At 71.6% G+C, this 24,706-nt stretch carries 24 protein-coding genes and 1 pseudogene; 15 read left to right on the plus strand and 10 right to left on the minus strand.

All coding sequences use genetic code 11. The annotated features are described in order from the left end of the window. The first annotated feature begins 19 nt into the window (after positions 1-19). The 5 genes from F9278_RS29825 (at position 20) to F9278_RS29845 (ending at position 3,559) form a co-directional block, all read left to right on the plus strand. A complete protein-coding gene (locus F9278_RS29825) occupies positions 20-475 on the plus strand; it encodes an Lrp/AsnC family transcriptional regulator (RefSeq protein WP_152171076.1) in 456 nt (151 codons plus the stop codon). 71 nt (positions 476-546) lie between these two features. Further along, positions 547-1,710, plus strand: a complete 1,164-nt coding sequence (gene mqnE, locus F9278_RS29830; RefSeq protein ID WP_152171077.1) for an aminofutalosine synthase MqnE — start codon at positions 547-549, stop codon at positions 1,708-1,710. A gap of 97 nt (positions 1,711-1,807) precedes the next feature. Continuing rightward, positions 1,808-2,332 (plus strand): GNAT family N-acetyltransferase, encoded by a 525-nt coding sequence (locus tag F9278_RS29835; RefSeq protein WP_152171078.1) that lies wholly within the window; start codon positions 1,808-1,810, stop codon positions 2,330-2,332. Positions 2,333-2,463: 131 nt separating this feature from the next. Beyond that, complete coding sequence (locus F9278_RS29840; RefSeq protein WP_152171079.1) at positions 2,464-2,853, plus strand: DUF4229 domain-containing protein; 390 nt, start codon at positions 2,464-2,466, stop codon at positions 2,851-2,853. 61 nt (positions 2,854-2,914) lie between these two features. Continuing rightward, positions 2,915-3,559, plus strand: coding sequence for a TetR/AcrR family transcriptional regulator (locus F9278_RS29845; RefSeq protein ID WP_152171080.1), 645 nt, complete (start codon positions 2,915-2,917; stop codon positions 3,557-3,559). 209 nt (positions 3,560-3,768) lie between these two features. Here F9278_RS29845 and F9278_RS29850 read toward each other — a convergent pair whose 3' ends face one another. Beyond that, positions 3,769-5,070, minus strand: coding sequence for a DUF6716 putative glycosyltransferase (locus tag F9278_RS29850; RefSeq protein WP_152171081.1), 1,302 nt, complete (start codon positions 5,068-5,070; stop codon positions 3,769-3,771). Between the two features lie 248 nt (positions 5,071-5,318). Further along, positions 5,319-6,368: a MaoC/PaaZ C-terminal domain-containing protein gene (locus F9278_RS29855; RefSeq protein ID WP_152171082.1), complete on the minus strand. Its 1,050-nt coding sequence runs from the start codon at positions 6,366-6,368 to the stop codon at positions 5,319-5,321. A gap of 288 nt (positions 6,369-6,656) precedes the next feature. Here F9278_RS29855 and F9278_RS29860 point away from each other — a divergent pair, with 288 nt between their 5' ends. Further along, positions 6,657-8,606 carry an AMP-dependent synthetase/ligase gene (locus tag F9278_RS29860; RefSeq protein ID WP_152171083.1) on the plus strand — a complete coding sequence of 650 codons (1,950 nt, stop codon included), beginning with the start codon at positions 6,657-6,659 and terminating at the stop codon, positions 8,604-8,606. A gap of 51 nt (positions 8,607-8,657) precedes the next feature. On the opposite strand, the gene F9278_RS47515 is transcribed toward F9278_RS29860, so the two are convergent. Both F9278_RS47515 and F9278_RS29870 read right to left on the minus strand, forming a co-directional pair. Next, positions 8,658-8,804 (minus strand): hypothetical protein, encoded by a 147-nt coding sequence (locus tag F9278_RS47515; protein ID WP_226967024.1) that lies wholly within the window; start codon positions 8,802-8,804, stop codon positions 8,658-8,660. A 114-nt stretch (positions 8,805-8,918) separates the two neighbouring features. After that, complete coding sequence (locus tag F9278_RS29870; RefSeq protein WP_152171084.1) at positions 8,919-10,640, minus strand: transposase; 1,722 nt, start codon at positions 10,638-10,640, stop codon at positions 8,919-8,921. 466 nt (positions 10,641-11,106) lie between these two features. Here F9278_RS29870 and F9278_RS29875 point away from each other — a divergent pair, with 466 nt between their 5' ends. Next, positions 11,107-11,886, plus strand: coding sequence for a HEAT repeat domain-containing protein (locus F9278_RS29875; protein WP_152171085.1), 780 nt, complete (start codon positions 11,107-11,109; stop codon positions 11,884-11,886). Positions 11,887-11,888: 2 nt separating this feature from the next. Here F9278_RS29875 and F9278_RS29880 read toward each other — a convergent pair whose 3' ends face one another. Together F9278_RS29880 and F9278_RS29885 are read right to left on the minus strand one after the other, a co-directional pair. Further along, positions 11,889-12,032, minus strand: a complete 144-nt coding sequence (locus F9278_RS29880; protein WP_152174213.1) for a DUF397 domain-containing protein — start codon at positions 12,030-12,032, stop codon at positions 11,889-11,891. A 63-nt stretch (positions 12,033-12,095) separates the two neighbouring features. Next, the gene (locus F9278_RS29885; protein WP_404818957.1) at positions 12,096-14,843 is read right to left on the minus strand and encodes a helix-turn-helix transcriptional regulator; all 2,748 of its coding nucleotides are present in this window, start codon (positions 14,841-14,843) and stop codon (positions 12,096-12,098) included. Between the two features lie 259 nt (positions 14,844-15,102). Here F9278_RS29885 and F9278_RS29890 point away from each other — a divergent pair, with 259 nt between their 5' ends. Beyond that, entirely contained in the window at positions 15,103-15,882 is a 780-nt protein-coding gene (locus tag F9278_RS29890; protein WP_152171087.1) for a hypothetical protein, read from the plus strand. A gap of 78 nt (positions 15,883-15,960) precedes the next feature. Here the strand turns inward: F9278_RS29890 and F9278_RS29895 are convergent, their stop codons facing one another. Together F9278_RS29895 and F9278_RS29900 are read right to left on the minus strand one after the other, a co-directional pair. Then, positions 15,961-16,284 (minus strand): AzlD domain-containing protein, encoded by a 324-nt coding sequence (locus F9278_RS29895; protein ID WP_152171088.1) that lies wholly within the window; start codon positions 16,282-16,284, stop codon positions 15,961-15,963. Then, complete coding sequence (locus F9278_RS29900; RefSeq protein ID WP_152171089.1) at positions 16,281-16,958, minus strand: AzlC family ABC transporter permease; 678 nt, start codon at positions 16,956-16,958, stop codon at positions 16,281-16,283. Before F9278_RS29900 ends, F9278_RS29895 begins: the two co-directional genes overlap by 4 nt. 68 nt (positions 16,959-17,026) lie before the next feature. Here F9278_RS29900 and F9278_RS29905 point away from each other — a divergent pair, with 68 nt between their 5' ends. Further along, positions 17,027-17,611, plus strand: a complete 585-nt coding sequence (locus tag F9278_RS29905; protein WP_152171090.1) for a helix-turn-helix domain-containing protein — start codon at positions 17,027-17,029, stop codon at positions 17,609-17,611. 125 nt (positions 17,612-17,736) lie between these two features. On the opposite strand, the gene F9278_RS29910 is transcribed toward F9278_RS29905, so the two are convergent. Further along, entirely contained in the window at positions 17,737-17,940 is a 204-nt protein-coding gene (locus tag F9278_RS29910; RefSeq protein ID WP_003992177.1) for a cold-shock protein, read from the minus strand. 380 nt (positions 17,941-18,320) lie between these two features. Here F9278_RS29910 and F9278_RS29915 point away from each other — a divergent pair, with 380 nt between their 5' ends. From F9278_RS29915 to F9278_RS29935, 5 genes are all read left to right on the plus strand, one after another. Continuing rightward, positions 18,321-19,166, plus strand: coding sequence for a menaquinone biosynthetic enzyme MqnA/MqnD family protein (locus tag F9278_RS29915; protein WP_152171091.1), 846 nt, complete (start codon positions 18,321-18,323; stop codon positions 19,164-19,166). Between the two features lie 187 nt (positions 19,167-19,353). Continuing rightward, positions 19,354-21,096 (plus strand): serine/threonine-protein kinase, encoded by a 1,743-nt coding sequence (locus F9278_RS29920; protein ID WP_152171092.1) that lies wholly within the window; start codon positions 19,354-19,356, stop codon positions 21,094-21,096. Between the two features lie 196 nt (positions 21,097-21,292). After that, entirely contained in the window at positions 21,293-22,045 is a 753-nt protein-coding gene (locus F9278_RS29925) for a prepilin peptidase (protein ID WP_152171093.1), read from the plus strand. 75 nt (positions 22,046-22,120) lie between these two features. Further along, complete coding sequence (gene mqnC, locus F9278_RS29930; RefSeq protein WP_152171094.1) at positions 22,121-23,335, plus strand: cyclic dehypoxanthinyl futalosine synthase; 1,215 nt, start codon at positions 22,121-22,123, stop codon at positions 23,333-23,335. 18 nt (positions 23,336-23,353) lie between these two features. Next, positions 23,354-23,806 (plus strand): imidazolonepropionase-like domain-containing protein, encoded by a 453-nt coding sequence (locus F9278_RS29935; RefSeq protein ID WP_152171095.1) that lies wholly within the window; start codon positions 23,354-23,356, stop codon positions 23,804-23,806. Between the two features lie 75 nt (positions 23,807-23,881). On the opposite strand, the pseudogene F9278_RS29940 reads toward F9278_RS29935, so the two are convergent. Then, positions 23,882-24,244, minus strand: a pseudogene (locus tag F9278_RS29940) (hydrolase); the annotation flags it as partial. A 151-nt stretch (positions 24,245-24,395) separates the two neighbouring features. Here F9278_RS29940 and F9278_RS49060 point away from each other — a divergent pair. Continuing rightward, the gene (locus F9278_RS49060) at positions 24,396-24,689 is read left to right on the plus strand and encodes a hypothetical protein (RefSeq protein WP_450372696.1); all 294 of its coding nucleotides are present in this window, start codon (positions 24,396-24,398) and stop codon (positions 24,687-24,689) included. Positions 24,690-24,706 lie beyond the last annotated feature (17 nt).

Below are 24,706 nucleotides of genomic sequence, written 5' to 3' on the forward strand. Positions count from 1 at the left end.
GCGGAAGGCAACCGATCGCATGGACGCGGTGGACAGGCAGCTCATCCAGGCCCTGAGGGAGAACGGCCGGGCCTCCTACGCGGAGCTGGGGCGCCTCGTCGGTCTGTCGGGACCCAGTGTCACCGACCGCATCAACCGGCTGGAGGCGGCCGGTGTCATCACCGGATATCGCGCCACCGTCAACGCGGCCTCCCTCGGCCTCGGCGTGACCGCGCTCATCGGTATCTCCCTCTCCGACGCCGCCGACCACGAGGACGTGGCGAACCGGCTGCGGGAGCTGGCCGAGATCGAGGACTGCTGGTTCATCGCGGGCGACGACTCGTACATGCTCAAGGTGCGCGCCCCCGACGTCGACGGCCTGGAGAAGACCATCCGCCGGCTCTCCGGCACGAAGGGCGTCTCACGGACCCGTACGACGATCATCCTCTCCACGAAGTGGGAGAACCGGGTGGGTGAGCTGCCGGAGGAGGAGTAGGAGGAGGAGTGGGGGGAGCGTAGGCGTACGGTTGCGGGAGTTTGTCGGTGAGGACGAGGAAAGGCGGAGGCATGGACGTCGGGCTCAAGCGCGAGCTGGAGGAGAAGGTCCGCTCCGGTGAGCGGCTGACCCGTGAGGACGGCATCGCGCTCTACGAGTCGGACGATCTGGCCTGGCTGGGCGGTCTGGCGCACGAGGTGCGGACGCGGAAGAACGGCGACGTCGTCCACTTCAACGTCAACCGCCACCTCAACATGACCAATGTGTGCACCGCCTCCTGCGCGTACTGCTCCTTCCAGCGCAAGCCGGGGGAGAAGGACGCGTACACGATGCGGATCGAGGAGGCGGTGAAACTCGCCAAGGCGATGGAGGGCGAGAACCTCACCGAGCTGCACATCGTCAACGGCCTGCACCCGAACCTTCCGTGGCGCTACTACCCGCGCTCCCTGAAGGAGCTGAAGGCCGCCCTCCCGAACGTCTCGATGAAGGCCTTCACGGCCACGGAGATCCACCACTTCGAGACGATCAGCGGTCTGTCGGCGTCGGAGATCCTGGACGAGCTGATCGACGCGGGGCTGGAGTCCCTGACGGGCGGCGGCGCGGAGATCTTCGACTGGGAGGTCCGGCAGCACATCGTCGACCACCGCACGCACTGGGAGGACTGGTCGCGGATCCACCGCCTGGCGCACGAGAAGGGGCTCAAGACCCCCTGCACCATGCTGTACGGCCACATCGAGGAGCCCCGCCACCGCGTCGACCACGTCCTGCGCCTGCGTGAACTCCAGGACGAGACGAACGGCTTCCAGGTCTTCATCCCGCTGCGCTACCAGCACGACTTCGTGGACATGCAGGACGGCAAGGTACGCAACCGGCTTCAGGCACGGACGCAGATGGCGACCGGCGCCGAGGCGCTGAAGACCTTCGCGGTCTCCCGGCTGCTCTTCGACAACGTGCCGCACGTCAAGGTCTTCTGGGTCATGCACGGCGTCCAGACGGCCCAACTGGCCCTCCAGCACGGCGCCGACGACATGGACGGCTCGGTGGTCGAGTACAAGATCACCCACGACGCGGACAACTACGGCACGCCGAACAAGCTGACCCGCGAGGACCTCCTGGACCTCATCCGCGACGCCGGCTTCCGCCCCGTCGAACGCAACACGCGGTACGAGATCATCCGCGAGTACGAGGGTCCGGACCCGACCCGCCGAGAGTCCCCTCAGCCGATGCGGGTCTGACGCGGGCGTGATCGATTCCCCGCGCCCTTCAGGGGCGCGGGGCGGCGGGGGCGGATCTCTCTTGAGCGGAGCGGTGCGTAATGGCTACGGTCGCCCCATGACCCTTACGTTCCACCTGGACCCACCTCTCACCCCCACCCTCCACGACGGCATCCTCACCCTCTGGTCGGACGTCTCCAACGCCGGCGGAGCCGTGGGCTTCGTCCCCCCGGTCACCCCGGAGGAGATCCGTCCGGAACTGCTCAAGCACCTCACGGCGATGGCGGAGGGCAGACACCGCCTCCTCCTCGGCCTCGACCCCACCGGCACCCCCGCCGCCACCGCCTTCCTCAGCTTCAACACCCACCGCCTGATGACCCACTGGGTCTGGCTCTACACGGTCATGGTCCACCCCGCCCACCAGGGCAAGGGCTACGGCCGCGCCCTCCTGGCCGCGGCCGAGGACGCGGCCCGCGACTTCGACGGCATAGACGCCATCCGCCTCGGCTGCCGAGGCGGCCACGGCCTCGAACACTTCTACGCCTCCTGCGGCTACAAGGAGGTCGGCCGAGTCCCCGGCGCGATACGGGTCGCCCCCGACGACCACCGCGACGACATCACGATGCTGCTGCCCCTGACCTGAGAGCGGCCGGGGGCGCACCGCCGCGCGCCCCGCACCCCCCTGCAAGATCGCCCGCCGACCGTGCTTCACTGGACGATGCCCTGCGAACCATGGGGGCACTGTTCGGAACGGAAACGGAAGAGTGGATTGAGATGCTCCGCTACACACTGATGCGCCTCGGGATCTTCGTGGGCTGCTTCGTGGTCGTCTGGGCCCTCGTCTACTCCGGCATCGCCCCGCGCGGCCTCGGCGCCTCCAACGGCATGTGGATGGTCGTCCTCGCCCTGCTGGTCTCCGCGCCGATCAGCTTCGTGGCCCTCCGCAAGGAGCGCGACCGGGCCTCCGTCCGGATCGCCCCCCGCCTCGACCGCTCCATCGGCCGCGTCAAGTCCAACCTCGCGGCCAACCGCAGCCAGGAGGACGAGGCCGACGACGAGGCCCGCACGGGGAGCGCGGCGCCGGCCGACGACACCGCCGCGCCCACCACCGCCGACCCGGCCCCCGCCGCGCAGCCGACGTCCGCGTCCGGCAAGGCTTCCTGACGCGTCACACCACCCCCGCGCGGCCCTCCGTCCCCGCCGCCGGAACCGTACGCTTGCGCGCATGGGTGCTGTGAAGAGCAAACGGATGCCCCGCGCGGTGCGGGAACAGCAAATGCTGGACGCGGCGGTACGGACGTTCGGGCAGCGGGGCTACCGGGCCGCGTCGATGGACGAGATCGCCGAACTGGCGGGCGTTTCCAAGCCGTTGGTGTACCTGTACCTGAACTCCAAGGAAGACCTCTTCACGGCCTGCATCCGCCGCGAGGCCAAGGCGCTCACCACCGCCGTACGGGCGGGTGTGGATCCCGAGCTGCCCGCCGACCGCCAACTCTGGGATGGGCTGCGGGCGTTCTTCACGCACACCGCGCGCAATCCGGACGCGTGGGCCGTGCTGCACCTTCAGGCGCGTACGCACGGGGAGCCGTTCGCCGCCGAAGTGGCGGCGATGCGGGAGGAGATGGTCGCGTTCGTGACCGGGCTGATCCTGGTGGCGGCACGGCAGGCACGGCGGGATCCGTCGCTGCCGGAACGGGAGGTCTCGGGGCTCGCCGAGGCGCTCGTGGGGGCGGCGGAGTCGCTGGCCGCGTGGGCGAACGCGACGCCCGGCATCACGGCCCGACAGGCCGCGGCGACCCTGATGAACTTCGCGTGGGCGGGGTTGGGGGACCTGATGGAAGGGCGCGCGTGGGCCCCGCCGAGCGCGTGAGGGCTTCGCCGGGCGGGTGAGAGCTCGGGGGTGCGGGTTCGTTGGCGGGTGCGGGTCCGGTGGGGGCCGGTCGCGCAGTTCCCCGCGCCCCTGAAAAAGCAGGGGCCGCGCCCCGTGCTTTTTTCAACGGCCCGCAGGGGCCGTTGTTCTCAGGGGCGCGGGGAACTGCGCGAGAAGCCCCACCGGACCCGCGCCCGACAAGCAACCCCCTACGCCGCCCCCCACTTACGCAACGTAGGCGCCACCCTCTGCCGCCCCACCCGGTACAACGACTTCGCCCCGCTCCGCGCCACCCGCCGCACCGCCGCCTTGACCCGGCCGGAGTCACCCCCGCCGAGCGCCGCAGGCAACGCGTGGCCCTTCTCGTCGAGACCGTGGCGGCGGAGGAGGTCACCGAGGTACAGACTCGCCCGCTGGGGCGTGTAGTACGGCCGCAGCGGCGGCAGCACCACGCCCCCGGCGCGCAGTTCGGCCACCCGGGCGCGCGCCGCGGCGTACGGGTCGGACTTGCCGATGCCCTGTGCCGCCGCCCACGCCGGGTCCGGCTGCGGCAGCGCTCCCGAGTCGAGGTCGTCCCAGGAGGCCAGGCAGCCGGAGTGGAGGAAGTAGTGGTTGCCGTGCGCCTCCCGGACCCCGAAGTCCGTGAGGATCGCGGTCGGGATCCCCCGGTGCATCGACTCCAGCGCCGCCGTGGAACTGACCGTCACCAGCAGATCCGTACGGTCGAGAACCTCGCCCATGTTGCCGTAGACGAGCCGGAGGTTGGCCGGCGCGGACCCGGCCAGTTCCTCGACGAGGAGCTGGTAGGGGTCGGCCTCGACATGCGTGGTCGCCTCCCCGGGCATGCTGCGCAGCTTGATCAGCACCTCCCGGTCGGGGAACCGGCGGGCGTGCGCGGCGGCCCGTTCGAGGAGCGCCAGCCGCGCCGCCTTCCCCTTCGGCACGGACGGCTGCACGGCGAAGGTGAGCGTGAACGGCCGCCCGCCGGGCCCCGGCGGCAGATACGGTTCGCCCCCGAGGAACGGCAGCGCGCACTCCACGACCGTGTCCGGGTCGACGCCCACACTCGTGAACGCCCGCCGGAAGCGGCCCGCGTCGTACGCCGAGTTGGCGAGGACGAGATCGCTGCCGGCGCGGGTCATCAGCCCGTCGACCATCTTCTCGTAGACGACACCCACATACCCCGTGACGGTGATCGGCCGCCGCTCCCGCCCCTCCCAGGCCAGCCCCAGGCTGTGTGTGAGCGTGAGGACCGTACCGCCGAGCAGCGCCATCACCACGATGTCGGCGGCGGCCAGCTCCTCGTCGCCGACCAACTCGGCGGCGGTCACCTCCCGCCGGGTGTCGGGCACGATCCCGATCTCGGCGAGCTGCCGCTCGGTCGGGGTCGACCGGCCGCTGAGGAAGTACGCGTCGAGCGCGTGCCCGGGGGCGAGCTGCTGAGCCACGGCCGCGCCCCACTTCCAGCGGGTGTCCGAGTCGGCGAGTACGGCGATGCGTCTGGGAGGCATGGCTCAGGGCCCTTCCTGGCGTGAATCGTCCGGCGCGCGCCCCGGTTCGGCATGTTCGCGCGGTGCGGAGAGATTAAGAAGGATTCCTGAGTGTCGTATGAGCGTTTTCCCGTGGAGTTCGGGCGGAGTCTGTGCTTCCGTGGTGCCGGACGTGCCAACTACCTTGATTTTCAAGCAACTTGCCCGAAAGGCCCGGCAGTCGGCGTCGTCCCCCCGCCATGAAGTGTTTCTGTGATGTTCACGTGTGCTCAGACGGCGAGCGGGTACACGTGGCCCCTCACATGGATCTTGGTCCGGGCCCTGTCGCGGGCCTCTTCCCCGCCGGGTCCGGGGGCGTCTCCGCTCCGCAGTTCGAAGCCGCCCCACGCCTGTCCGTCGGCCGCGTAGGTCACCGTGCCCGGCAGCGGTACCGGCGCCCGGAACTCGGCGCGGACGAGGGCCGCCGGGGGTGCGCCGTGCTCGGCCAGGCAGCGCGCCACCGTCCACATGCCGTGCGCGATCGCCCCGGGGAAACCGAACAGCCGGGCGGTGAGAGGGTGCAGATGGATCGGATTGCGGTCCCCGGACACGGCCCCGTACCGCCGCCCCACATCCCCGCCCAACCGCCACTCGGCCACAGCGGGCAACGCCACCCGCTCCTCCGGCGCCCGCTCCTCCCGTACGCCCGCGCCCGCGCCCCCACCCGCACTCCCGCTCCGCCGGTGCCGTGCGAGATACGTGCTCCGCGACTCCCACGCCACCCCGCCGCCCCCGCCATCCCCGGCGACGGCGCCCGCGCCCGCACGCTCTCCCTGTCCTGCTCCCTCCCCCTCCCCCTCTTCCTCCCTCCCATCCCGCACCTCGGTCACCACCGTCGCCTCCGTGCCCCGCCGATGAGGGGCCAGCTCGGCGACGTACACGGTGATCTCGTACGTCCCGGTGGCGGGCAGCCGGCGCCGCCGGGTGATCTCGATCGAGGTGTGCACGAGCCCGAGGAGGGGCAGCGGGAAATCCCGGCCGGACATGATCCGCATGGCGAGCGGAAAGCCGAGGACATGCGGATACGTCAGCGGAACGGCGTCCTCCCCGGTGGGGAACCCGCAGACGCGCTCGTACGCGGCGAGCCGGGCGAGGTCGATCCGGACGCCGGGCAGGACGAGCCGGGGGAGCCGGGTGGGAGGCGTCGGCCGGGAGGTCGTGTCCGGGCCGTACCGGGCCGTCGCGCGGGGCAACTTGAGGCTCTTGCCCGGCGAGCGGAGCGCGCCCCGCGCGAGGAGGGGCGTGAGGGCGGGCGCGTCGGTGAGGGTGAGCGTGCGCATCGTTCCTCGTCCCCTTCTTCTCTCTGTCTTCTTCGTCTTCTTCTCTCTTCTTACTCGAGAGTCAGGTTACCCAAGGTAAGGGGTTGTCAGGCCTGCTGTGCGGGCCGGGAGCTGAATGACCCTCAGGTAACTTGGCGCGCCTTTGACCTGCGCTTGAGCCGTGCGCGGACGGTCTGCGACACTGCACATCCCCGGCCCGGTTCCATCTCCGGACCATCGCCACACTCGCACGAACCTCACACACCAACCCCGTACGATCCGGACACGCCGAACGCCCGGGAGCCGCCAGTGTCCAGCCTCGAACACACCCAACCCGCCCTGGTGAAACCCGAGTTGAAGAGGCTGGACGGCACCGTGCGAGAGGCGTACGTGCCCGCGCTCGCCGAGCCCGCCGCGTACGGCTCGCTCGCGGACATCCCGTTCGACAACGCGGCCCACGAGCCCGGCGCGGTCGTCCTCAGCCGCAAGCACGGCAGCCCCGGATCCGGGGCCGCGGACGGCGACGGAAGCGGGGAGGGGGGCGACGGCGACGGCCGGTGGCGGGACGTGACCGCGGCCGAGTTCGCCGCCGAGGTGCTCGCGCTGGCGAAGGGGCTGATCGCCGAGGGGCTGATGCCGGGCGACCGGATCGCGATCATGGCGCGGACGACGTACGCGTGGACGCTCCTGGACTTCGCGGCCTGGGCGGCGGGCCTGGTGACGGTCCCCGTCTATCCGACCTCCTCCGTCTTCCAGACCCGCTGGATCCTCCAGGACTCCGGCGCGGTCGCGCTGGCCGTGGAGACGGCCGGCCAGGCCGCCGCGCTCGGCCCCGAACTCGACCGCATCCCCGACCTGCGCCATATGTGGGTCTTCGAGAAGGGTCATCTGGGCCGGCTGGCCGAGCGGGGCCGGGACGTGTCGGACCAGGAAGTGGCCGTACGGCGCGGGGTGCTGGGCCCCGACACCCTCGCCACCCTGATCTACACCTCGGGCACGACCGGCCGCCCCAAGGGCTGCGCCCTGACCCACGGCAACTTCTGCGCCGAGGTCGACAACGCGATCGACCTCCTCTACCCCATCTTCCGCGCGAAGACCGACGAGGAGGCGTCCACCCTCCTCTTCCTCCCGCTCGCCCATGTGTTCGGCCGTATGGTGGCGGTCGCCTGTATGCGGGCACGGATCCGCGTCGGCCACTCGCCGAGCTTCCGCACGGAGGACCTGCTCGCCGACCTGAAGTCCTTCCGCCCGACGTTCCTGCTGCTGATCCCCTACGTCCTGGAGAAGGTCTTCAACACGGCCCGCGCCTCCGCCGAACGCATGGGCCGCGCCTCCTCCTACGACCGCGCCGCCGCCGTCGCCCGCCGCTACGGCGAGGCCCTGGAGGCCGAACAGCACGGCACCGGCCCCGGCCCGTCCGCCTTCCTCAAGACGGCCCGCAGCTTCTACGACCCGCTGGTCTACCGCCGTATCCGCAAGGCGCTGGGCGGCCGGGTCCGTTACGTCATCTGCGGCGGCAGCCCCCTCGGCCGCCGGCTCGCCGCCTTCTACGCGGGCGCCGGCATCGACGTCTTCGAGGGGTACGGCATGACGGAGACGACGGCGGCCGTGACCGTCACCCCGCCCAACCGCCCCCGGCTGGGCACGGTCGGCCGGCCGCTGCCCGGCACCCGGGTCCGGATAGCCGCCGACGGCGAGATCCTGCTGCACGGCGGCCAGATCTTCCGCGGCTACTGGGACCCGCAGGCCGGCGGGGTCGTCCCGGCGGGCCCCGACGGCTGGTTCGCGACCGGCGACATCGGGCGGCTCGACGACGAGGGGTACCTCACGATCACCGGCCGCAAGAAGGAGATCCTGGTCACCGACAGCGGCAAGAACGTGGCCCCGGCCCCGCTGGAGAACTGGCTGCGCTCCCATCCCCTGATCGCCCACGCCATGGTCATCGGCGACCGCCGCCCCTATGTCACGGCCCTGCTGACGCTGGACCCCGAGGGCATCACCCACTGGACCCTGATGAACGCCAAGCAGGGCATGCCCCTCGAACAGCTCACCACGGACCCGGACCTGCGAGCCGTCCTCCAGCGCGCGGTCGACGAGGCCAACCGCCTGGTCTCCCGCCCCGAATCCATCCGCGCCTTCACGATCGTCCCCGGCGGCTTCACCGAGGAGGAGGGCCACCTCACCCCGTCGATGAAGCTGCGCCGGGAGGTCGTGGAGAGGTCCTTCACGGCGGAGATCGAGGGCCTGTACGAGAAGTAGCCCCGGCGTCCCCGAGCGGGCCTCCCACGCCCCGAGTCGCCCTACATCGCCCTACATCCCCGCCGCCGGGTCGCCGTCGCCCAGAGCGACCCACCAGTGCCCGTCGTCCTTGACCAGCAGCAACTCCTGCTCCTGGCCGGTTCTGTCGTAGGTGAGCCGGACGGGGTTGAAGTAGTCGACGCTCCCCTCCAGCACCATGACATCGACTTGCCCGCGCGCGCCCTCAACGAACTCCCGCACCAACTCGTAGGCGGCACCCCGGGGTTCGTCGTACGCGGGCTGACTGGACGGCTACTTCCAGTGGGACCGTTCCTAAGGACTGAGCGGGAGTGAGTCCTGTTGCCAGAACCCATGCTCGGCCGAACGCCCCGGACGGTGTTGGGCGTTCTGGTTGCCCGCGTTCGCTCCGCGTCCGGGCGGCACGGATCGTGTCCGTGGTCCGGGGACGCGGGGGCGGGTTCCCTCACGCCCAAGGGCTCCTGGTCGGGCCTGGACGGTCCGATGCCCCACCGCATCACTCCGGTGCTGTGGGGGCGGTGCCGTCCGTCGCCGGATCGGGTGTCCCTGGGCGCGCCTTCCGATCGCCACGGCGGCAGCATCGTGGCGAGTGGTCTTGCGGGTCGTGCTGGTGAGGGGTTTCTGCCAGTGCTGGGCGCCCCAGCGGCTGGTGTGGGCGGGGTCGACGGCGATGACCGCGATACCCGTCTGATCCGCCATCGACGCCAGTCTGGCGCGGAGCTTGCCGGTGGGCATACCGGAAACAAGCTGCCGGAACCGCTTACGTCGTCCGTGCTTCTCCCGGGTCTTCTCGGCGGCGAAGTCCAGGTCCTCCACCGCGACCGCCTTGACGCCGCACGCGTGGGCCCAGTGCGGGAGGCGGGTGAGGGCGTGGCGGATCTGGGCGTCACGGTGTTCGGCGGTGCCGGTCAGGTCGTAGGAGAAGCGGCGCGGGCTGCCGGTCGGGTTGCCGTGGGTGTCGAGTTGCCAGGCGGCGAGGTGGTCGGCGTTCATGTCGACGCCGATCACACCGTGCGCGAGCGCGGTCTCGATCGGGAGGGTGGGGGTGGGCGGGATCTGCCAGGAGGCGGTCAGGTACCGGCGGGTGCGGCCGGTGTCGTAGTGGATGCGGTAGGCGACGGCCCGGTCGGCCGCGACGCGGTCCGCCCACTCGCCGCCCCGGTGTGCGAACGCGACCCGGTCGGCGAACGCGACCCGGTCGGCGAACGCGACCCGGTCGGCGAACGCGACCCGGTCGGCGAACGCGACCCGGTCGGCGAACGCGACCCGGTCGGCGAGGACGTAGCGGCCGTGCGGGGCGTTCGACAGATGCGCGAGCGGGGCAGGGAGTTTGATGCTCACCTCGCCGTCGGGGCTGACGCGGATGGTCTCGTTGCCGTAGCGCTTGCCGGACTCCCCGTCCGCCTGGCAGAACCAGCGCTCCGCCTCCCAACGCCCCCGCCACGCGGACTCGGTCAGCCCGGCCGCCTCCAGGTGGTGCCGGGTGCGGGCCAGGCGCTTGCCGCCACGTACGACGTGCACGATGCCCGCCTCGCGGTCGGCCCGCGCGGCAGTCAACCGGTCTTCCAGCACCCGCAGGCGCCGCGACTTGGCATGCCATTCCCGCGCGGACCGGTAACCCCCGGGCGCCTTCCTCGTCCCCTTCTGCCCGACCGGCGGCGACAGCCGGTCCTCGATGGTGCGGACGCCGGCTTCCAGGTTCTGGATGTGCGCCAGATGGCAGCGCCGCGCCAGTGCCCACTGGTCGTGCGTGGCCTTGGTGATACTGCCCGCCCACCGCGACGACGACAGCGGCGTCAGCTCCCGCTTACGCACCGCCCACGACTCACCGGAGTGGTCCAGGCCGTCCCGGCAGCGCACCTTGAGGTCCTTCGCCGCCAGCGACCCCAGGTGCGCGCCCACCAGACGCAGCACCTGCTCATCGCCGGGCGTCAGGTGCTTGAGGCGGGTCCGGACAGCCACACCGCTGGGGCCGGACGCGACGAACGGCTCCGCCGCACTCCTCAGCCCACCCACCCCGTCTCCCCCTCCCGATGCCACCGAAGAACCCTGCCGCCATGACAAACGAACACCACCCAGGAAGGTCACGCATTCGATGTAAGAACGCCAGTTCCCCGCCGAGAAGCAACCCGCCGCCGAGATGCACGACACGACACCACCCACCCACATCCACTCCCGCGCACCAGAGAGATTCCTCGGGAGCATCCTGCGCAGCAGTGGCCTGCTCATCGAACGCGCCGACAGGTTCGATTTCCCGCACCAGACGCTGCTTGAGTATTGCGCCGTACGCCATGCCACTCGCGACGCCCAGGCTCGTGCTCGGGCGCTCCGCGCACTGTTCCGCCTCCCTTGGTACGGACGCTGGCCCTGGACCCACGCACGTCGCATCAGCTCGCACGTCTGGTGGGAGGAAATGGCGCGGAGGCTCGGCAACGGGTCTTCTCTCGGCTTCCTCCTCGATGCCATACCCGACACTCGTGAGGTGACCAGGCTCCTGAAGCGTGTGATCGGCATCGGAGGAGTCCAAGGATGCGACGTCATCGCCGTGCAGGCGGAGCTGGGAACACCCATCCCCATCCCCGTTCCCGTCGCGGAGGCCGCCGTCTCCCTGGTCTCGCGCGTTGCCCGGGACGCCACCCGCGACGGTTGGGACCGCGTGAACGCGGCACGGATCTTGTATCCGCTGGACGACGTGCGGGGTGGCGACCTCCTCGTAGCTCTGGCCGGCGACACCACTGTCGGGCTCGATCCTGAGAGCCTCGACGACGAGTTCGAAGACGAAGACTTCCTCGTCGACATGACCGACTGCCGCCTGTGGGCAGCCGAGTGTCTGGCAGAGTCCGGTGACCTCCGTGGCATTGACCTCCTCTATGAGCTTGGCCTCGACCCCAGCCTGCACGGGCATTTTCGCCAGGAATGCGCAGATCGATTGGAGCACTACGGTGACGCGCGTGCTGCCGATCTCCTCATGTACCTGGCGCGGGACACGGCCGTCCGTGCCGGCGCACGCGTGGCAGGAGCTTGGCGTCTTGCAAGGCTGGAGCCTTCACGTGGTGTCGCCCTGCTGCTTGACCTGTCTCAAGATCCCGGCGTTGACCGGCTGTTCGCAGTCTGGGCCTTGTCCCGGCTGGACGACACGAGCTTCGCTGACCTTGCTGAGCTACTCGTCGCCCTTGCCGACGACCCCAGCCTCCCGCAGGGCGACCGCACTCAGGCAAAGCAATGGCTCGACCAGGGGTGTGCGGGATTCATCATCACCTGAACTCAGCTCAGGGCAGTGATGCTTCCATCCGTCAGCTTCTTGGAGAGGAGCGTGGTCCAGGCCGTTGGGGAGCGGACGAGGTTGGAGCCGGTGGGGTGCTTGGAGTCGCGGATGTGGATGGTGTGGGGAAGAGGGGTATCTCGCAGCCCTCACCACCGTCGTAACCATGCTGGACACCCGCGACCGCCCACATGCGTACCCGTACTCAATCAGTCCACCAGATCCGCCGCCGTCAGCAGACGGGTCAGATCCGTCCGTGACCGTACGTGCAACTTCCGGTAGATCCGCGTGAGATGGGCCTCCACGGTCTTCCTGGACACGAACAGCGAGGCCGCCGCCTCCGTGTTGTTGAGGCCGCGGGCGACGGCCCGGGACACCTGGAACTCCTGGGGCGTCAGCTGGTTCAGGGCCGCCCCGCCCATACCGCCCGCCGTCGACCGGTCGGTGCTCGACATGCCCCCCGCCGCGGCGAGTTCGCTCGCCGCGCGGCGGGCCCACGGGACCGCGCCGAGCCGTTCGAAGCAGGCCAGCGCGGCGACCAGCGGCGCCCGCGCGGCTCCCGGGCGGCGGTAGCGGCGCAGCACCTCCGCCTCGCACAGCTGGGTCCGGGCCCAGTCGAAGGGGCCCGTCGTCCGCTGATGGGCCTTGGACGCCGCCCCGAAGTACGCCTCCGCCTCCTCCGGCGTCCCCGCCAGGAGCCCCCGCACCCGGGCCGCCGCGGCCTCCGCCGAGGCGAGCCCCGTCTCGCGGGCCCGCTCCTCCAGCCACCCGACCACCTCACCGGCCCGCACCGGATTCCCCGCGCGTACGTGCGCCTCGGCCAGGTCCGCCGCGAAGGGCACCACCTCGGGGTTGCCGATGCCCTGCTCCACGGCCAGTGACAACGTTTGCTCCAACTGGTCGGCGGCGGCGTCGTAGTCGCCGTGGGCGAGCGCCGACAGGCCGAGCACCGCCGTCATATGGAACTCCTGGCAGCCGATCCCGTACGCCCCGCACTCCCGCCGTGCCCGCGCCACATGCTCCTCGCACTCGACCCGCTCGCCCCGCAGCGCTTCGAGCCGGGCCAGGCAGTACAGGGCGTAGCTCACACAGGTCAGCTGGCCCAGCTCCTCCGCCCAGCGCAACGCCTCCGTCAAGTCACCGCGCGCGGACGCCCATTGCCCGATCCGGGTCTCCAACTCCCCCCGTACGGCGAGGGTGAAGCCCAGCACACCCACCGCGCTGTGCCGCCGGGCCGACTCCACGGCCGTGTTCAGCAGCCGGCGCCCGTGCGTGAACTCCTCCGCACGGCTCCACGCCTGTCCGGCGATCGCGTAGACCTGCTGGTCCCGGACGGGGTCGCCGCCGGTGCCGTGCCGGTCGGCGGCCTCCAGCATGGCGCGCCCCTCGGCCGTACGGCCGGACATCACGAGGGCGCCGCCGAGGAGGGTGAGGCTGTACCAGCGTTCGGGGCCGGACTCCGAGGCCAGGGCGAGGGACTCCTCGGCCACCCGGACCGCCGCCGGGACATGACCGTCCAGCCGCGCGGCGGCCGTCGCCTCCGCGAGCAGCAGACAGGCACGGGTGCGGTCGGTGTCGCGTACGGCGTCGGCGGCGTCCATGAGCAGGCCGTACGCCTGCGCGGTCTCGCCCTTCCAGGTGTACATCCGGCCCAACAGGCCCTGGATCGCGGCGCGTACGGCCGGGTCGGGGGTGATCCGCAGGGCCTCCTCGCACCACTGCGGGCCCGCCGGGGAGCCGCTGAGCAGGGCGTCGGAGGCGGCGTGGTGGAGGCGGTCGGCGCGGGGCGCGGGGTCGGGGGTGAGTTCGGCGGCGCGCCGCCAGGCGAGCGCCGACTCGCCGAAGGCGCTGCGGCGCCGGGCCTCCCGCGCGGCCTCGGCGAGCGCCGCCGCGGCCTCCTCGTCGGGGCCGGGGGTCGCCGACGCCCGGTACCAGGCGTGCAGCGGGCCCGTGCTGACCTCGGCCAGCGCCTGGAACGCGGCGTAGCGGTGCGCGAGGGGCGCCCGGCCCAGCACCAGCGCCCGCAGCACCGGGTGGTGGAAGTCCAGCCCGTCCGCCGTGGCCGTGATCAGGCCGTCCTCCTCGGCGGGGGAGAGCGCGTCGAGGGACAGCCCGGCCGCCTCCAGCGCCTTGCGCAGCGGACCCGCCGCCGTCGAACGGCTCGCGGCCAGCACCACGAGCGCCCGGCGGGCGGGGTCCGGCAGCCCGTCGATCCGGGTCGCCCAGGCCCGCTCCAGATGGCTGCCGAGGGACGGCGGGTCCAGTAACGGCCGCTCCCCGCACGCCTGTTCGTCCGTCAGCCCGCTCGCGATCTCCCGCAGGGCGAGCGGATTGCCGCCGCTGATCCGGACGAGGTCGGCGAGCACGTTGGGGGTCACCCGGCCGTCCAGCAGTGTGGCGCACTCCTCCGGTGCCAGCCCGCCCACCTGCACGGCCGGGATGCTGCGGCGGGCGCCCGATTCGCCGTGGTCCTCGCGGGAGCCGAGGGCCAGGGCGACCCGTTCACTGGACAGCCGGCGGGCCACGAAGAGCAGGACCCGCTGGGAGGAGGGGTCCACCCAGTGCAGATCGTCGACCAGGACGACGAGGGGGCGCTCGTCGCCGAGCGCCGCGAGGACGTTGAGGGCTCCCATGCAGGCGGCGTACGGATTGCCCGGCGGGTCCGCCGGGTCGCCGCTCAGCGCGAGACACGACTCCAGGGCCGAGCGCTGGACGCCGGGGAGTTCCCTGAAAAGGGATGAATGGGGCATCAGTAGGTCGCCGAGGGTGGCGAAGGGGAGCACGGTCTCGGTCTCGATGCCCCGGGCGCGCAGGACGGTCGCCGGGGCCGCGCCGGAGGTTCCGGCCGTCGCGCGCTCCGCCGCGTACTCCAGCAGGGCCGTCTTGCCGATGCCGGGTTCGCCCCACAGCAACAGCGCCGCCCCACCCACCCCACCCGCCACGAGCAGGTCGTCCATCAGCCGGCGTTCGCGCTCCCGACCGACGAGTCCCCGTAACAATGCGCCACCCCCTGGTGCCCGCCTGTGCCCGGCCCCGCGCGTCCATCATCCCCCAGGGGGAGTTGTCAGGGGAGATGTAGGGACTTCCCGGAAGCGTGGGGGGTCGCCCCCGGCCTTCAATGGTGATGCGCAACAGCACGACAGGGGGATCGCACCACCAGGAAAAGCAAGGGGTACAGAGCAAATGAACCAGGTCGCGGAACTAGGGGGACGGCCCATGCCGGCATCCGTGGGACGCGGGGATCTCACCTCGGGATCCGACCGGCTGGACTCGGTCGAGATCAAGGTGACGTTCTCGGGTGCGGGCGCGGTCGCCGCGACTTGGGCGCTGGCGCCGGACACCGGGGGAGCCCGGCGCCGCGTCTACTTCTGTGAGGACCTCGCCCGCTCCACGGCGCCAGGACAACTGCCGCTTCTGGATGCGGGGCTGATCCTGCGCCTACGGGCGGGGAGCGGGCGAGGCGGGGCCGCGACAGCGGAACTGCGGCCCTGCCGCCGGTCCCGGCTCTCGGAACGTTGGCTGCGCTTCCGTGAGCAGGGACCGGACTCCTTCCATCTGACGGGCGCCTGGTCGGGCGACCGCCGGGTCCTGTCCGCCACTCTCGTCTCCACTCGCGGGCGTACGGCCGTGGAGGCCGCCGCCACCGGCACCAAGCCGCTGGACCTCGTCTTCTCCGACGGCCAGCGCGCCTTCCTCACCGACTGCGCCGACATCGACGTCGGCCTCGGCTCGCTCGACGTCCTCGGCCCCGTCGACACGGTCCGCTGGCGCGGCGTACGCCTCGACCACCACGAAGTGACCTTGGAGCACTGCACGGTGGCCGGCGATGGGTCCCTGGAGTGGCTGGAGGTCTCCAAGCGGGTCGCCCCCGAGGGCGCGGAGGTCGTCCAGGCGTCCCTGACCGCGCTCCTCAAGGCCAAGGGCCTCGAACCGGACCTGGGGCGGGGCGTCCGGCTGCGACGGGTGCTGGAGGAGTTGGCCGCGAAGGGGGTCTGAGGTCGGGGGGTTCGGCCGCGGGTCCGTCGTGGCCGGTCGCGCGGTTCACCGCGCCCCTTGAGGGCGCTGCCCGAGGCGCTAGCCGACGCCCATCGCCCGCAGCCCCGCCGTGGTCGCCGCCGCGCCCAGCACCACCACCGCGAACGGCGCCCGCCGCCACGCCAGCACTCCGCCCATCAGCACCCCGGCGGGCCGCGCCCACCCGGCGAAGCCGCCGTCCTCGGTCAGCGCGCCCGTGGCCAGCAGCGCCACCAGCAGCACCACGGCGGCCCCGGCCGACAACTCCCTCACCCGTACGGGGATCTCGACCCGCCCGTGCAGCACGGGCCCGGTGAGCCGGAGGGCGTACGTCCCCACGGCGAGCACGAGCAGGGCGACGACGGCCCCCTCACCGCCGCTCATGACGCCCGCCATACGGCCAGCCCGGCCAGTGCCAGCAGGACGGGAACCCCGGTCGGTGTCACCGCGGTCGCCGCCAGCGCGACCGCCGCGCCGAGCAGCGCGGCCCGCCGTACGGGCGGCCGGTCCCGCAGCGCGGGCAGGGCCAGCGCCGCGAGCACGGCGGGGAAGGCGGCGTCGAGACCGTATGTGGCGGTGTCGCCCAGCGCGGTGCCGGCCAGGGCCCCGGCCAGCACGCACACGTTCCACACCGTGAAGAGGCCGAGCCCGGACACCCAGAACGCCACCCGGCGCCGTTCCGGATCGCGCTGGGCGAGGGCGAAGGCGGCCGTCTCGTCGGTGACGAGGTGCGCGCCCACGAACCGGGCGAGCCGCCCCGGCCCCAGGACGTCGGCGACCGCCAGACTGAACGCCGCGTTGCGGGTGTTGAGCAGCAGCCCCGTGGCCGCCGCCGCCAGCGGTCCGCCCCCGGCCAGCAGGATCCCGACCGCGCTGAACTGTGCCGCCCCCGCGTACACGACCAGCGACATCACCACCGGCACCCACACCGGCAGCCCTCCCGCCACGGAGATCGCGCCGAAGGAGACGCCGACGACACCTCCGGCGGCGCAGACGAGGGAGATGTCCCGGAGCAGTACGGGGTCATGGATCTGGAGTGTTCGGTGCAGCGAACGCATGTTCTCTACAATGAACAGAAGCCCTGGTGTTCGTCAAGGCGAACGATCGTACTTCTGGAGCGAACGACATGTCCGACGCAGCCCCCGAGGGAGCGAAGCCCCCGTCGAAGCTTCCCCTCGACTGGATCGCCGCCTCCCTGCGCAGGGAGCGCACCCGTGCCGGGCTCTCCCTCTCCGAACTGGCCAAACGCGCCGGGATCGCCAAGTCCACGCTGTCCCAGCTGGAGGCGGCGAGCGGCAATCCCGGCATGGAGACGCTGTGGGCGCTGGGTGTGGCGCTCGGGGTGCCGTTCAGCGCGTTGATCGAGCCGCCCGTCCCGGCGGTGCGGGTGATCCGGGCGGGGGAGGGGCCGACCGTCCACTCCGAGCACTCCAGCTACACGGCGGTCCTGCTGTCCGCGAGCCCGCCCGGCGCGCGCCGCGACCTCTACCGGACCCGGCTCGAACCGGGGTCGGTCCGGGAGTCGGAGCCGCACATCCCGGGGACGGTGGAGCACCTCACCGTGAGCACGGGCCGGGTGAAGGCGGGCCCGAGGGGCGAGGAGGTGGAACTCGGCCCCGGTGACTACATGGCGTTCCGGGGCGACGTCCCGCACTCGTACGAGGCGCTGGCCCCCGGTACGACGTTCGTTCTGGTGATGCAGCACATCTGAACGCGCCGGAACGGGGTAGGAGCAGCGGCCTGGAGTGGGGGAAAAGGCAGGAGCCCCTGCGCCGCGAACGGCTAGGGGCTCCTTGGGTACTGCTCTCAGACGTCGTCAGAGGGGCATCCCTCGGATCAGACGGGGGTGACGTTCTCCGCCTGCGGACCCTTCGGGCCCTGCGTCACGTCGAAGGAGACCTGCTGGTTCTCCTCCAGCGAACGGAAGCCGCTCGCGTTGATGGCGGAGTAGTGGACGAAGACGTCGGGGCCGCCGCCTTCCTGGGCGATGAAGCCAAAGCCCTTTTCGGCGTTGAACCACTTCACGGTTCCGGTAGCCATAAGCCCTCCTTGGGCCCAAAGGGTTGCCCTGCTCCAGAACCCTGCAAGTGTGAAAACAAGATGCCGCACAACTGCATACGTCTGAAAACGACGAGAGCCCGCGGTCACATGCTCCGCAGGCTCTGTACTGCAAGGGAAACCAAACTGCAACTTGCGGGCGAGCCTAGCACGCGGGCAGGGGAATGCAATAGAGGGCAAGATCACGTCACTCGGATGTTTGACCGGCTCGGGTCGCGGGTTGACGCATCGCCTCTTCTGCACCACCGGCCCCACTGACGACACGCCGTCGAAAGCATTGACACGGGGTGTACTTCCGGTTTGGCGGACCTCTCCCGGCCCCCGGAGCCCGCACCGTACCCCATGAGGGCTAGCCTCGCGATGTGGACAATTCTCGCAACCGGCCGCGCGTCGGCCACATCCAGTTCCTGAACTGCCTGCCCCTGTACTGGGGGCTCGCGAGAACGGGCACGCTCCTCGACTTCGAGCTGACCAAGGACACCCCGGAGAAGCTCAGCGAGCAGCTGGTGCGCGGGGACCTCGACATCGGGCCCATCACGCTCGTCGAGTTCCTGCGCAACGCGGACGACCTGGTCGCCTTCCCCGACATCGCGGTCGGCTGCGACGGGCCGGTGATGTCCTGCGTCATCGTCTCCCAGGTGCCCCTCGAACGCCTGGACGGCGCACGCGTCGCCCTGGGTTCCACCTCCCGCACCTCCGTGCGCCTGGCGCAACTGCTGCTGGCCGAGAGCGTCGGCGTCCGGCCGTCGTACTACACCTGCCCGCCCGACCTCTCGCTGATGATGCAGGAGGCGGAGGCGGCGGTACTCATCGGCGACGCGGCGCTGCGGGCCAACCTGCTCGACGGCCCGAACTTCGGCCTGGAGGTGCACGACCTGGGCGCCATGTGGAAGGCGTGGACGGGGCTGCCGTTCGTCTTCGCGGTGTGGGCGGCGCGCCGGGACTACCTGGAGCGGGAGCCGGAGGTCACCCGGAAGGTGCACGAGGCGTTCCTGGCCTCCCGCGATCTGTCCCTAACCGAGGTGTCCAAGGTCGCCGAGCAGGCGGCCCGCTGGGAGGCCTTCGACGAGCGGGTCCTGGAGCGGTACTTCACCACCCTCGACTTCCGCTTCGGCGGCCCCCAGCTGAGCGCGGTCGCCGAGTTCGCGCGGCGGGTCGGTCCGACCACCGGTTTTCCGGCGCACGTGAAGGTCGACCTGCTTTCCTGAGCAATTCCCGGGGAAGCCCCGGCGAACTTCCCGGAATTTCGTTTGACGAATTGGGCCTTCCGTGGGATTGGCTCAGGGCGACCGGCCGAGGATCGGCCGCCGACGTTCGCATTCCCATTCGGGCGTACGGCACTACGCTGCTGGGGAGTCGTGCGGCGGGGAGAGTTCGTACGGGGAGGGGTCGTCCATGCAACCGCTCGATGTCGGCGAGCCCACGGTCGTGGGGCCCTACCGGCTGCTCGGCCGGCTCGGGTCCGGCGGGATGGGCCGGGTCTATCTGGGGCGCAGCGCGGGCGGCCGGACCGTCGCGGTCAAGGTCGTGCACCCGCACTTCGCCCTGGACGAGGAGTTCCGCGCCCGTTTCCGGCGCGAGGTCGACGCGGCCCGCCGGGTGGGCGGTTCCTGGACCGCCCCCGTCCTGGACGCGGACCCGGAGGCGTCGGTCCCCTGGGTGGCGACGGGCTACGCGGCCGGTCCGTCCCTCGCGGCGGCGATCGCGGACGGCGGCCGGCTCCCGCCCCACTCCGTACGGGTCCTCGGCGCGGGCCTCGCGGAAGCACTGTCGGCGGTGCACGCGCTGGGCCTGGTCCACCGGGACGTGAAGCCGTCCAATGTGCTGCTGACGGTCGACGGCCCGCTCCTCATCGACTTCGGCATCGCCCGCGCCACGGACGGCACGGCCTCCCTCACCTCGACGGGCGTCTCCATCGGTTCCCCCGGCTACATGTCCCCCGAGCAGATCCTCGGCAAGGGCATCACCGGCGCGGCGGACGTCTTCTCCCTCGGCGCGGTCCTCGCGTACGCCGCGACGGGACAGTCTCCGTTCCCCGGCGACTCCTCCGCCGCCCTCCTCTACAAGGTGGTCCACGAACAGCCCCGACTGGACGGCCTGGAGGGCGATCTCCACGATCTGGTCGAGCACTGTCTCGCCAAGGACCCCACCGCCCGCCCGACCCCCGACGAGGTCGCCCGCACCCTGGCCCCGCAGGGCGCGGCCCGCCTGGTGGCGGCGGGCTGGCTGCCGGGCCCCCTGGTGGAACAGGTCGGCCGCAGCGCCGTGCAACTGCTCAACCTGGAGGCGGCGGAGCAGGTTCCGTCCGGGCCGGTGGGCTTCAGCAACCCGTCGGTGGGGGTGGCGGAGTCGGTGGCGGGCACGGGCACGTCGACGGGCGCCGAAGTCCCGGCCGCGAGCGGGGTGTTCGGACCGCCTCCGGTGATGTCACCGCAGACGGGGCCCGTGACGCACGTACCGGGGCAGCGGGCCGAGGCGGTGGTGGCGGACACCGCACCACCGGCGGCGGCCTCCTCACCCTCTCCCTCCGCGGCGCCGGGCAAGCTGTCCCTGAGCGTGGCCGCCAGCTCCACGACCGCGGCGAACGGGCGCGGCCGACGCGTGAGTTGCTCGGTCGCCCTCGCGGTCGCGGGGGCGTGCGCGATGGTGGGCGTGGGCATCCTGTTCGGCCTCGGCATGCTCCAGGGCGACGACGAGGGGGGTGACGCGGCGAGCAAGGCACCGTCGGCGAGCAGCGGCCCCAGCGACGAGACGCAGGACTCGGAACCACAGGACGGGGCGGGCGACCTCCCCGACAGGTACCTCGGCACCTGGAAGGGCGACGGCTACGCCCTCGACGGCAACCTCCCCGCCGGCACCTTCACGGTCACCCTCGAACAGGGCGCCGTGGGCGACCGGTTGGGCAGCTTCCGCTCCGTCGACCTGCTCGGCGGCGCCTGCGACGACACGTTCGTCCTCAAGGAGGTCACCGAGGACCACATCCTCGTCACCAGCACCGCCGACACCAAGAACAACCCCAAGACCTGCACCAGCAACACCCACGAGGTCACCCTCACCCTCGTGGGCGCGGAACTCGAATACACCGCGGACAACGCGGACGCGGGGGATCCCACGGCGCGCTTGGCGAAGGTGAAGTGAAGGGGGCGGGTTGTTCGTCCGCGGGTCCGGTGGGGCTGGTCGCGCAGTTCCCCGCGCCCCGGAAAAAGCAGGGGCCGCGCCCCGTGCTTTTTCAACGGCCCGCAGGGGCCGTTGCTTTCAGGGGCGCGGGGAACTGCGCGAGAAGCCCCCACCGGACCCGCAGCCGAACACCCGGCCCCCCACATAGGCTGAGCCCGTGCCCCTCGACCCCTGGCTGATCGCGCTCACCCTCGTCGCCGCCCTCTGGGGAGCAGCCACAGGCACCCTCCTCCCCCGCCCCGCCTACCGCTTCACGGTCGACGCCGACCAGCCCTGGCATCAGGAGTGCCCGGAGGGCCACCCCCTCACCGGCACCGCGAACGGCTGGCTGGGCCCGGCCCGCTGCCAGGAAACCCCCTCCTGCTCCTACGGCCCCGCCACCCCGACCGTCGCCACCACCACCGCCCTGGTCTGCGCGGCCCTCGCCCTGGCCACCGGCACCCGCCCCGAACTCGCCGTATGGCTGCTCCTCGCCCCCCTCGGCGTACTCCTCACCCTGGTCGACCTCAAGGCACAACGCCTCCCCGACCCCCTCACCCTCCCCTTCGCCGCGCTGGCCCTCACCCTCCTGGGCGCGGTCGCGTTCGTACCCGAGCACGTGGGCCAGTGGCGCACCGCGTTGTACGGCGCGCTCGCCCTCGGCGGCCTCTACTTCCTCTTCTTCCTCATCAGACCCGCCGCCCTCGGCTTCGGCGACGTGAAGCTGGCCCTCGGCCTGGGCGCCGTCCTCGGCTGGTACGGCTGGGGCGCCCTGTACCTCGGCACGTTCGCCGGCGCGCTGATCGGCAGCGCGTACACCCTGGTCCTCGCGGCCCGGGGCCGTGCCGTACGCGGACAGCTGATCGCCCTGGGCCCGTTCATGATCGCGGGCGCGTTCGCGGGACTGCTGCTGGAGGCGTACGCGGCCTGAGCCGCCGTCGGCCGATCCGATGCCCTGGCGTAGGCTGGCCTGGTCCGTTCGACCCTGAGGAAAGGGACACTCCCGGTGACCGAGAAGGCCGAGCTCACGTCTTTTGATGTCACAGCCGTTCTCGACCGTGCCGCACAGGGTGGGCGGATCACTCCGGAGGAGGCGCTCGTCCTCTACCGCGACGCCCCGCTGCACGCGCTCGGCTCCGCCGCCGACGCGGTCCGCAGGCGGCGGTACGCGGGCACGGAGCACATCGCGACGTACATCATCGAGCGGAACATCAACTACACGAACGTGTGCGTCACGGCGTGCAAGTTCTGCGCGTTCTACGCCCCGCCGAAGGCCAAGGACAAGGGCTGGACGCGCGATCTCGACGACATCCTGCGCCGCTGCGCGGAGACCGTCGAACTGGGCGGCACGCAGATCATGTTCCAGGGCGGCCACCACCCGGACTTCGGCGTGGAGTACTACGAGACGCACTTCGCCGCCATCAAGAAGGCCTTCCCGCAGCTGGTCATCCACTCCCTCGGCGCGTCCGAGGTCGAGCACATGGCCCGGATCTCCAAGGTGGGTGTGGAGGAGGCGATCACGCGGATCCACGCGGCCGGTCTGGACTCCTTCGCCGGCGCCGGCGCGGAGCTGCTCCCCGCGCGCCCCCGCAAGGCCATCGCCCCGCTGAAGGAGAGCGGCGAGCGCTGGCTGGAGATCATGGAGATCGCGCACAAGCTGGGCGTCGAGTCCACCTCCACGATGCTCATGGGCACCGGCGAGACCAACGCCGAGCGCATCGAGCACCTGCGGATGATCCGTGACGTCCAGGACCGGACGGGCGGCTTCCGGGCCTTCATCCCGTACACCTACCAGCCCGAGAACAACCACCTCAAGGGCCGTACGCAGGCCACGCTCTTCGAGTATCTGCGCATGATCGCCATCGCCCGGCTCTTCATGGACAACATCGCCCACATCCAGGGCTCGTGGCTCACCACCGGCAAGGAGGTCGGCCAGCTCTCTCTGCACTACGGCGCGGACGACCTCGGCTCGATCATGCTGGAGGAGAACGTGGTCTCCAGCGCCGGGGCCAAGCACCGCTCCAACCGGCTGGAGATCATCGACCTGATCCGCAAGGCGGGCCGCGTCCCTGCCCAGCGAGCCACGACCTACGAGCACCTCCTCGTCCACGACGACCCGGCGAACGACCCTGTCGACGAGCGCGTCATGTCCCACATCTCGTCCACGGCCATCGAGGGCGGCACGGCCCACCCCGAACTGAAGCTGCTGAACGCCAACTAGCGTCCGACCAGGGTTCATGTGCTGACGATTCACGCCGCCGACGAGGTCCGGTACGGCTGGGGCGACGACGCGGACCGGGTGAACGCCGGCGCCGTCGCGGTGGACGGCACCCGCGTCGTGGGCCTGGGCCCGCTGACCGAGGTCCGAGAGCGATTCCCGAACGCCCGGGTACGACACTGGCCCGGAGTCCTGGGCCCCGGCCGCGTGCACGAGGGCCCCCTCCCGGACGCCCCCTCCCCCCGCGAACGCGTCCACGCGGTGCTCAAGTCGGGCGCGACGGCGGTACTGGAACAGCACACGAACACCCCGGAACTCCGCTCGGCGGCCGAGCGCAACCACGTGGTGCTCCTGCCCTCGCTGAGTCCCACGCTGATTGTCGAGCAGGGCCGAGCAGACCTGGCGATCTTCGACGAGGCCGACGTCTGTATGGCCACGGTGTGCGCGGGGCGCCTGGTCCACCGCCGCCGCTAACCCTTGAGGGGCGCGGGGAACTGCGCGATCAGCCACGGACAACCCGTAGCCCGCCGACGACAGAACCACCCCCTCTCATCCCGAAAACGCCTCCCCGAACGCCCCGTCCTCCTGATCGACCCCGCTGCACACCGTCAACGCATCCTCCGCCGACGCCCCCGAATCGCACTCCTGATCCCGGAACGTCGCCCACATGGGAACCCAAGCCACCCCCTTCTCCTCGGCGAACGCCCGCACCCGCGCCGCGTCCTGAGGCGTGAACGTCTCGTTGTCGACGTCGTTGACACCGAGCATCGAGGTCAACGCCAACGCCCCCCACGCCGTCGACTCACTCGTGCCGAAGATGTCCATCAGCTGTTCATGCGTCGCCTCGGCCGCCTGCTCCGCGTAGTCGCCCATGTCACCGTCGTACGCGCTGGCGTAGTTCATGGTCATGATGAAACGGCCCGCAGCCCCAGGGCGGTGTCGCCCCCGAGGGCATCCCCTCGCGCGCCCCCAGCGGAGTCCCCGGCGGCACCGCGCCCTCCGGCGCCCCCACCGCCGTACCGTCCCCGTCCGCGTCCGCCAACTGACGGGAGCGCACCACCTCATGAGCACCACGACACCCGCGCGCCGCGGTCGCCGACGCGCCCCCTCCAAGCTCCAGCGCGCCACCGGCAAGGCCGCCGCCCTGCAGAAACCCCGGGTCATCCTCGCCCTGCTGCTTCTGCTCGGGCTGACCAGCGTGATGCTGCTCGACGGCTATCTGCGCGCGGAGGTCGGCGGCGACCAGCGCGTCCGCACCGGGGCCAGCTCCAGCGACGTACCCGACGACATCCTCGACGGCGGGCCCATCCTGACCTTCCGCAGCGGTGAGGCGCAGACCCGGTCCGTGCCGGACTAGACCATCGCGCTCACCTT

Source organism: Streptomyces phaeolivaceus (assembly GCF_009184865.1).
Classification (GTDB): domain Bacteria; phylum Actinomycetota; class Actinomycetes; order Streptomycetales; family Streptomycetaceae; genus Streptomyces; species Streptomyces phaeolivaceus.

Excerpts from the sequence above, each read along its gene's own strand:
- F9278_RS29885 (WP_404818957.1), bottom strand. The coding sequence starts at position 14,843 with ATGGACGACCTGCTCGTGGCGGGTGGGGTGGGTGGGGCGGCGCTGTTG.
- F9278_RS49060 (WP_450372696.1), top strand. The coding sequence starts at position 24,396 with ATGAGCACCACGACACCCGCGCGCCGCGGTCGCCGACGCGCCCCCTCC.
- F9278_RS29855 (WP_152171082.1), bottom strand. The coding sequence starts at position 6,368 with ATGCGCACGCTCACCCTCACCGACGCGCCCGCCCTCACGCCCCTCCTC.
- F9278_RS29835 (WP_152171078.1), top strand. The coding sequence starts at position 1,808 with ATGACCCTTACGTTCCACCTGGACCCACCTCTCACCCCCACCCTCCAC.
- F9278_RS47515 (WP_226967024.1), bottom strand. The coding sequence starts at position 8,804 with ATGGTGCTGGAGGGGAGCGTCGACTACTTCAACCCCGTCCGGCTCACC.
- F9278_RS29900 (WP_152171089.1), bottom strand. The coding sequence starts at position 16,958 with ATGCGTTCGCTGCACCGAACACTCCAGATCCATGACCCCGTACTGCTC.
- F9278_RS29890 (WP_152171087.1), top strand. The coding sequence starts at position 15,103 with ATGCCGGCATCCGTGGGACGCGGGGATCTCACCTCGGGATCCGACCGG.
- mqnE (WP_152171077.1), top strand. The coding sequence starts at position 547 with ATGGACGTCGGGCTCAAGCGCGAGCTGGAGGAGAAGGTCCGCTCCGGT.
- F9278_RS29840 (WP_152171079.1), top strand. The coding sequence starts at position 2,464 with ATGCTCCGCTACACACTGATGCGCCTCGGGATCTTCGTGGGCTGCTTC.
- F9278_RS29895 (WP_152171088.1), bottom strand. The coding sequence starts at position 16,284 with ATGAGCGGCGGTGAGGGGGCCGTCGTCGCCCTGCTCGTGCTCGCCGTG.
- F9278_RS29850 (WP_152171081.1), bottom strand. The coding sequence starts at position 5,070 with ATGCCTCCCAGACGCATCGCCGTACTCGCCGACTCGGACACCCGCTGG.
- F9278_RS29905 (WP_152171090.1), top strand. The coding sequence starts at position 17,027 with ATGTCCGACGCAGCCCCCGAGGGAGCGAAGCCCCCGTCGAAGCTTCCC.
- F9278_RS29920 (WP_152171092.1), top strand. The coding sequence starts at position 19,354 with ATGCAACCGCTCGATGTCGGCGAGCCCACGGTCGTGGGGCCCTACCGG.
- F9278_RS29825 (WP_152171076.1), top strand. The coding sequence starts at position 20 with ATGGACGCGGTGGACAGGCAGCTCATCCAGGCCCTGAGGGAGAACGGC.
- F9278_RS29845 (WP_152171080.1), top strand. The coding sequence starts at position 2,915 with ATGGGTGCTGTGAAGAGCAAACGGATGCCCCGCGCGGTGCGGGAACAG.
- F9278_RS29910 (WP_003992177.1), bottom strand. The coding sequence starts at position 17,940 with ATGGCTACCGGAACCGTGAAGTGGTTCAACGCCGAAAAGGGCTTTGGC.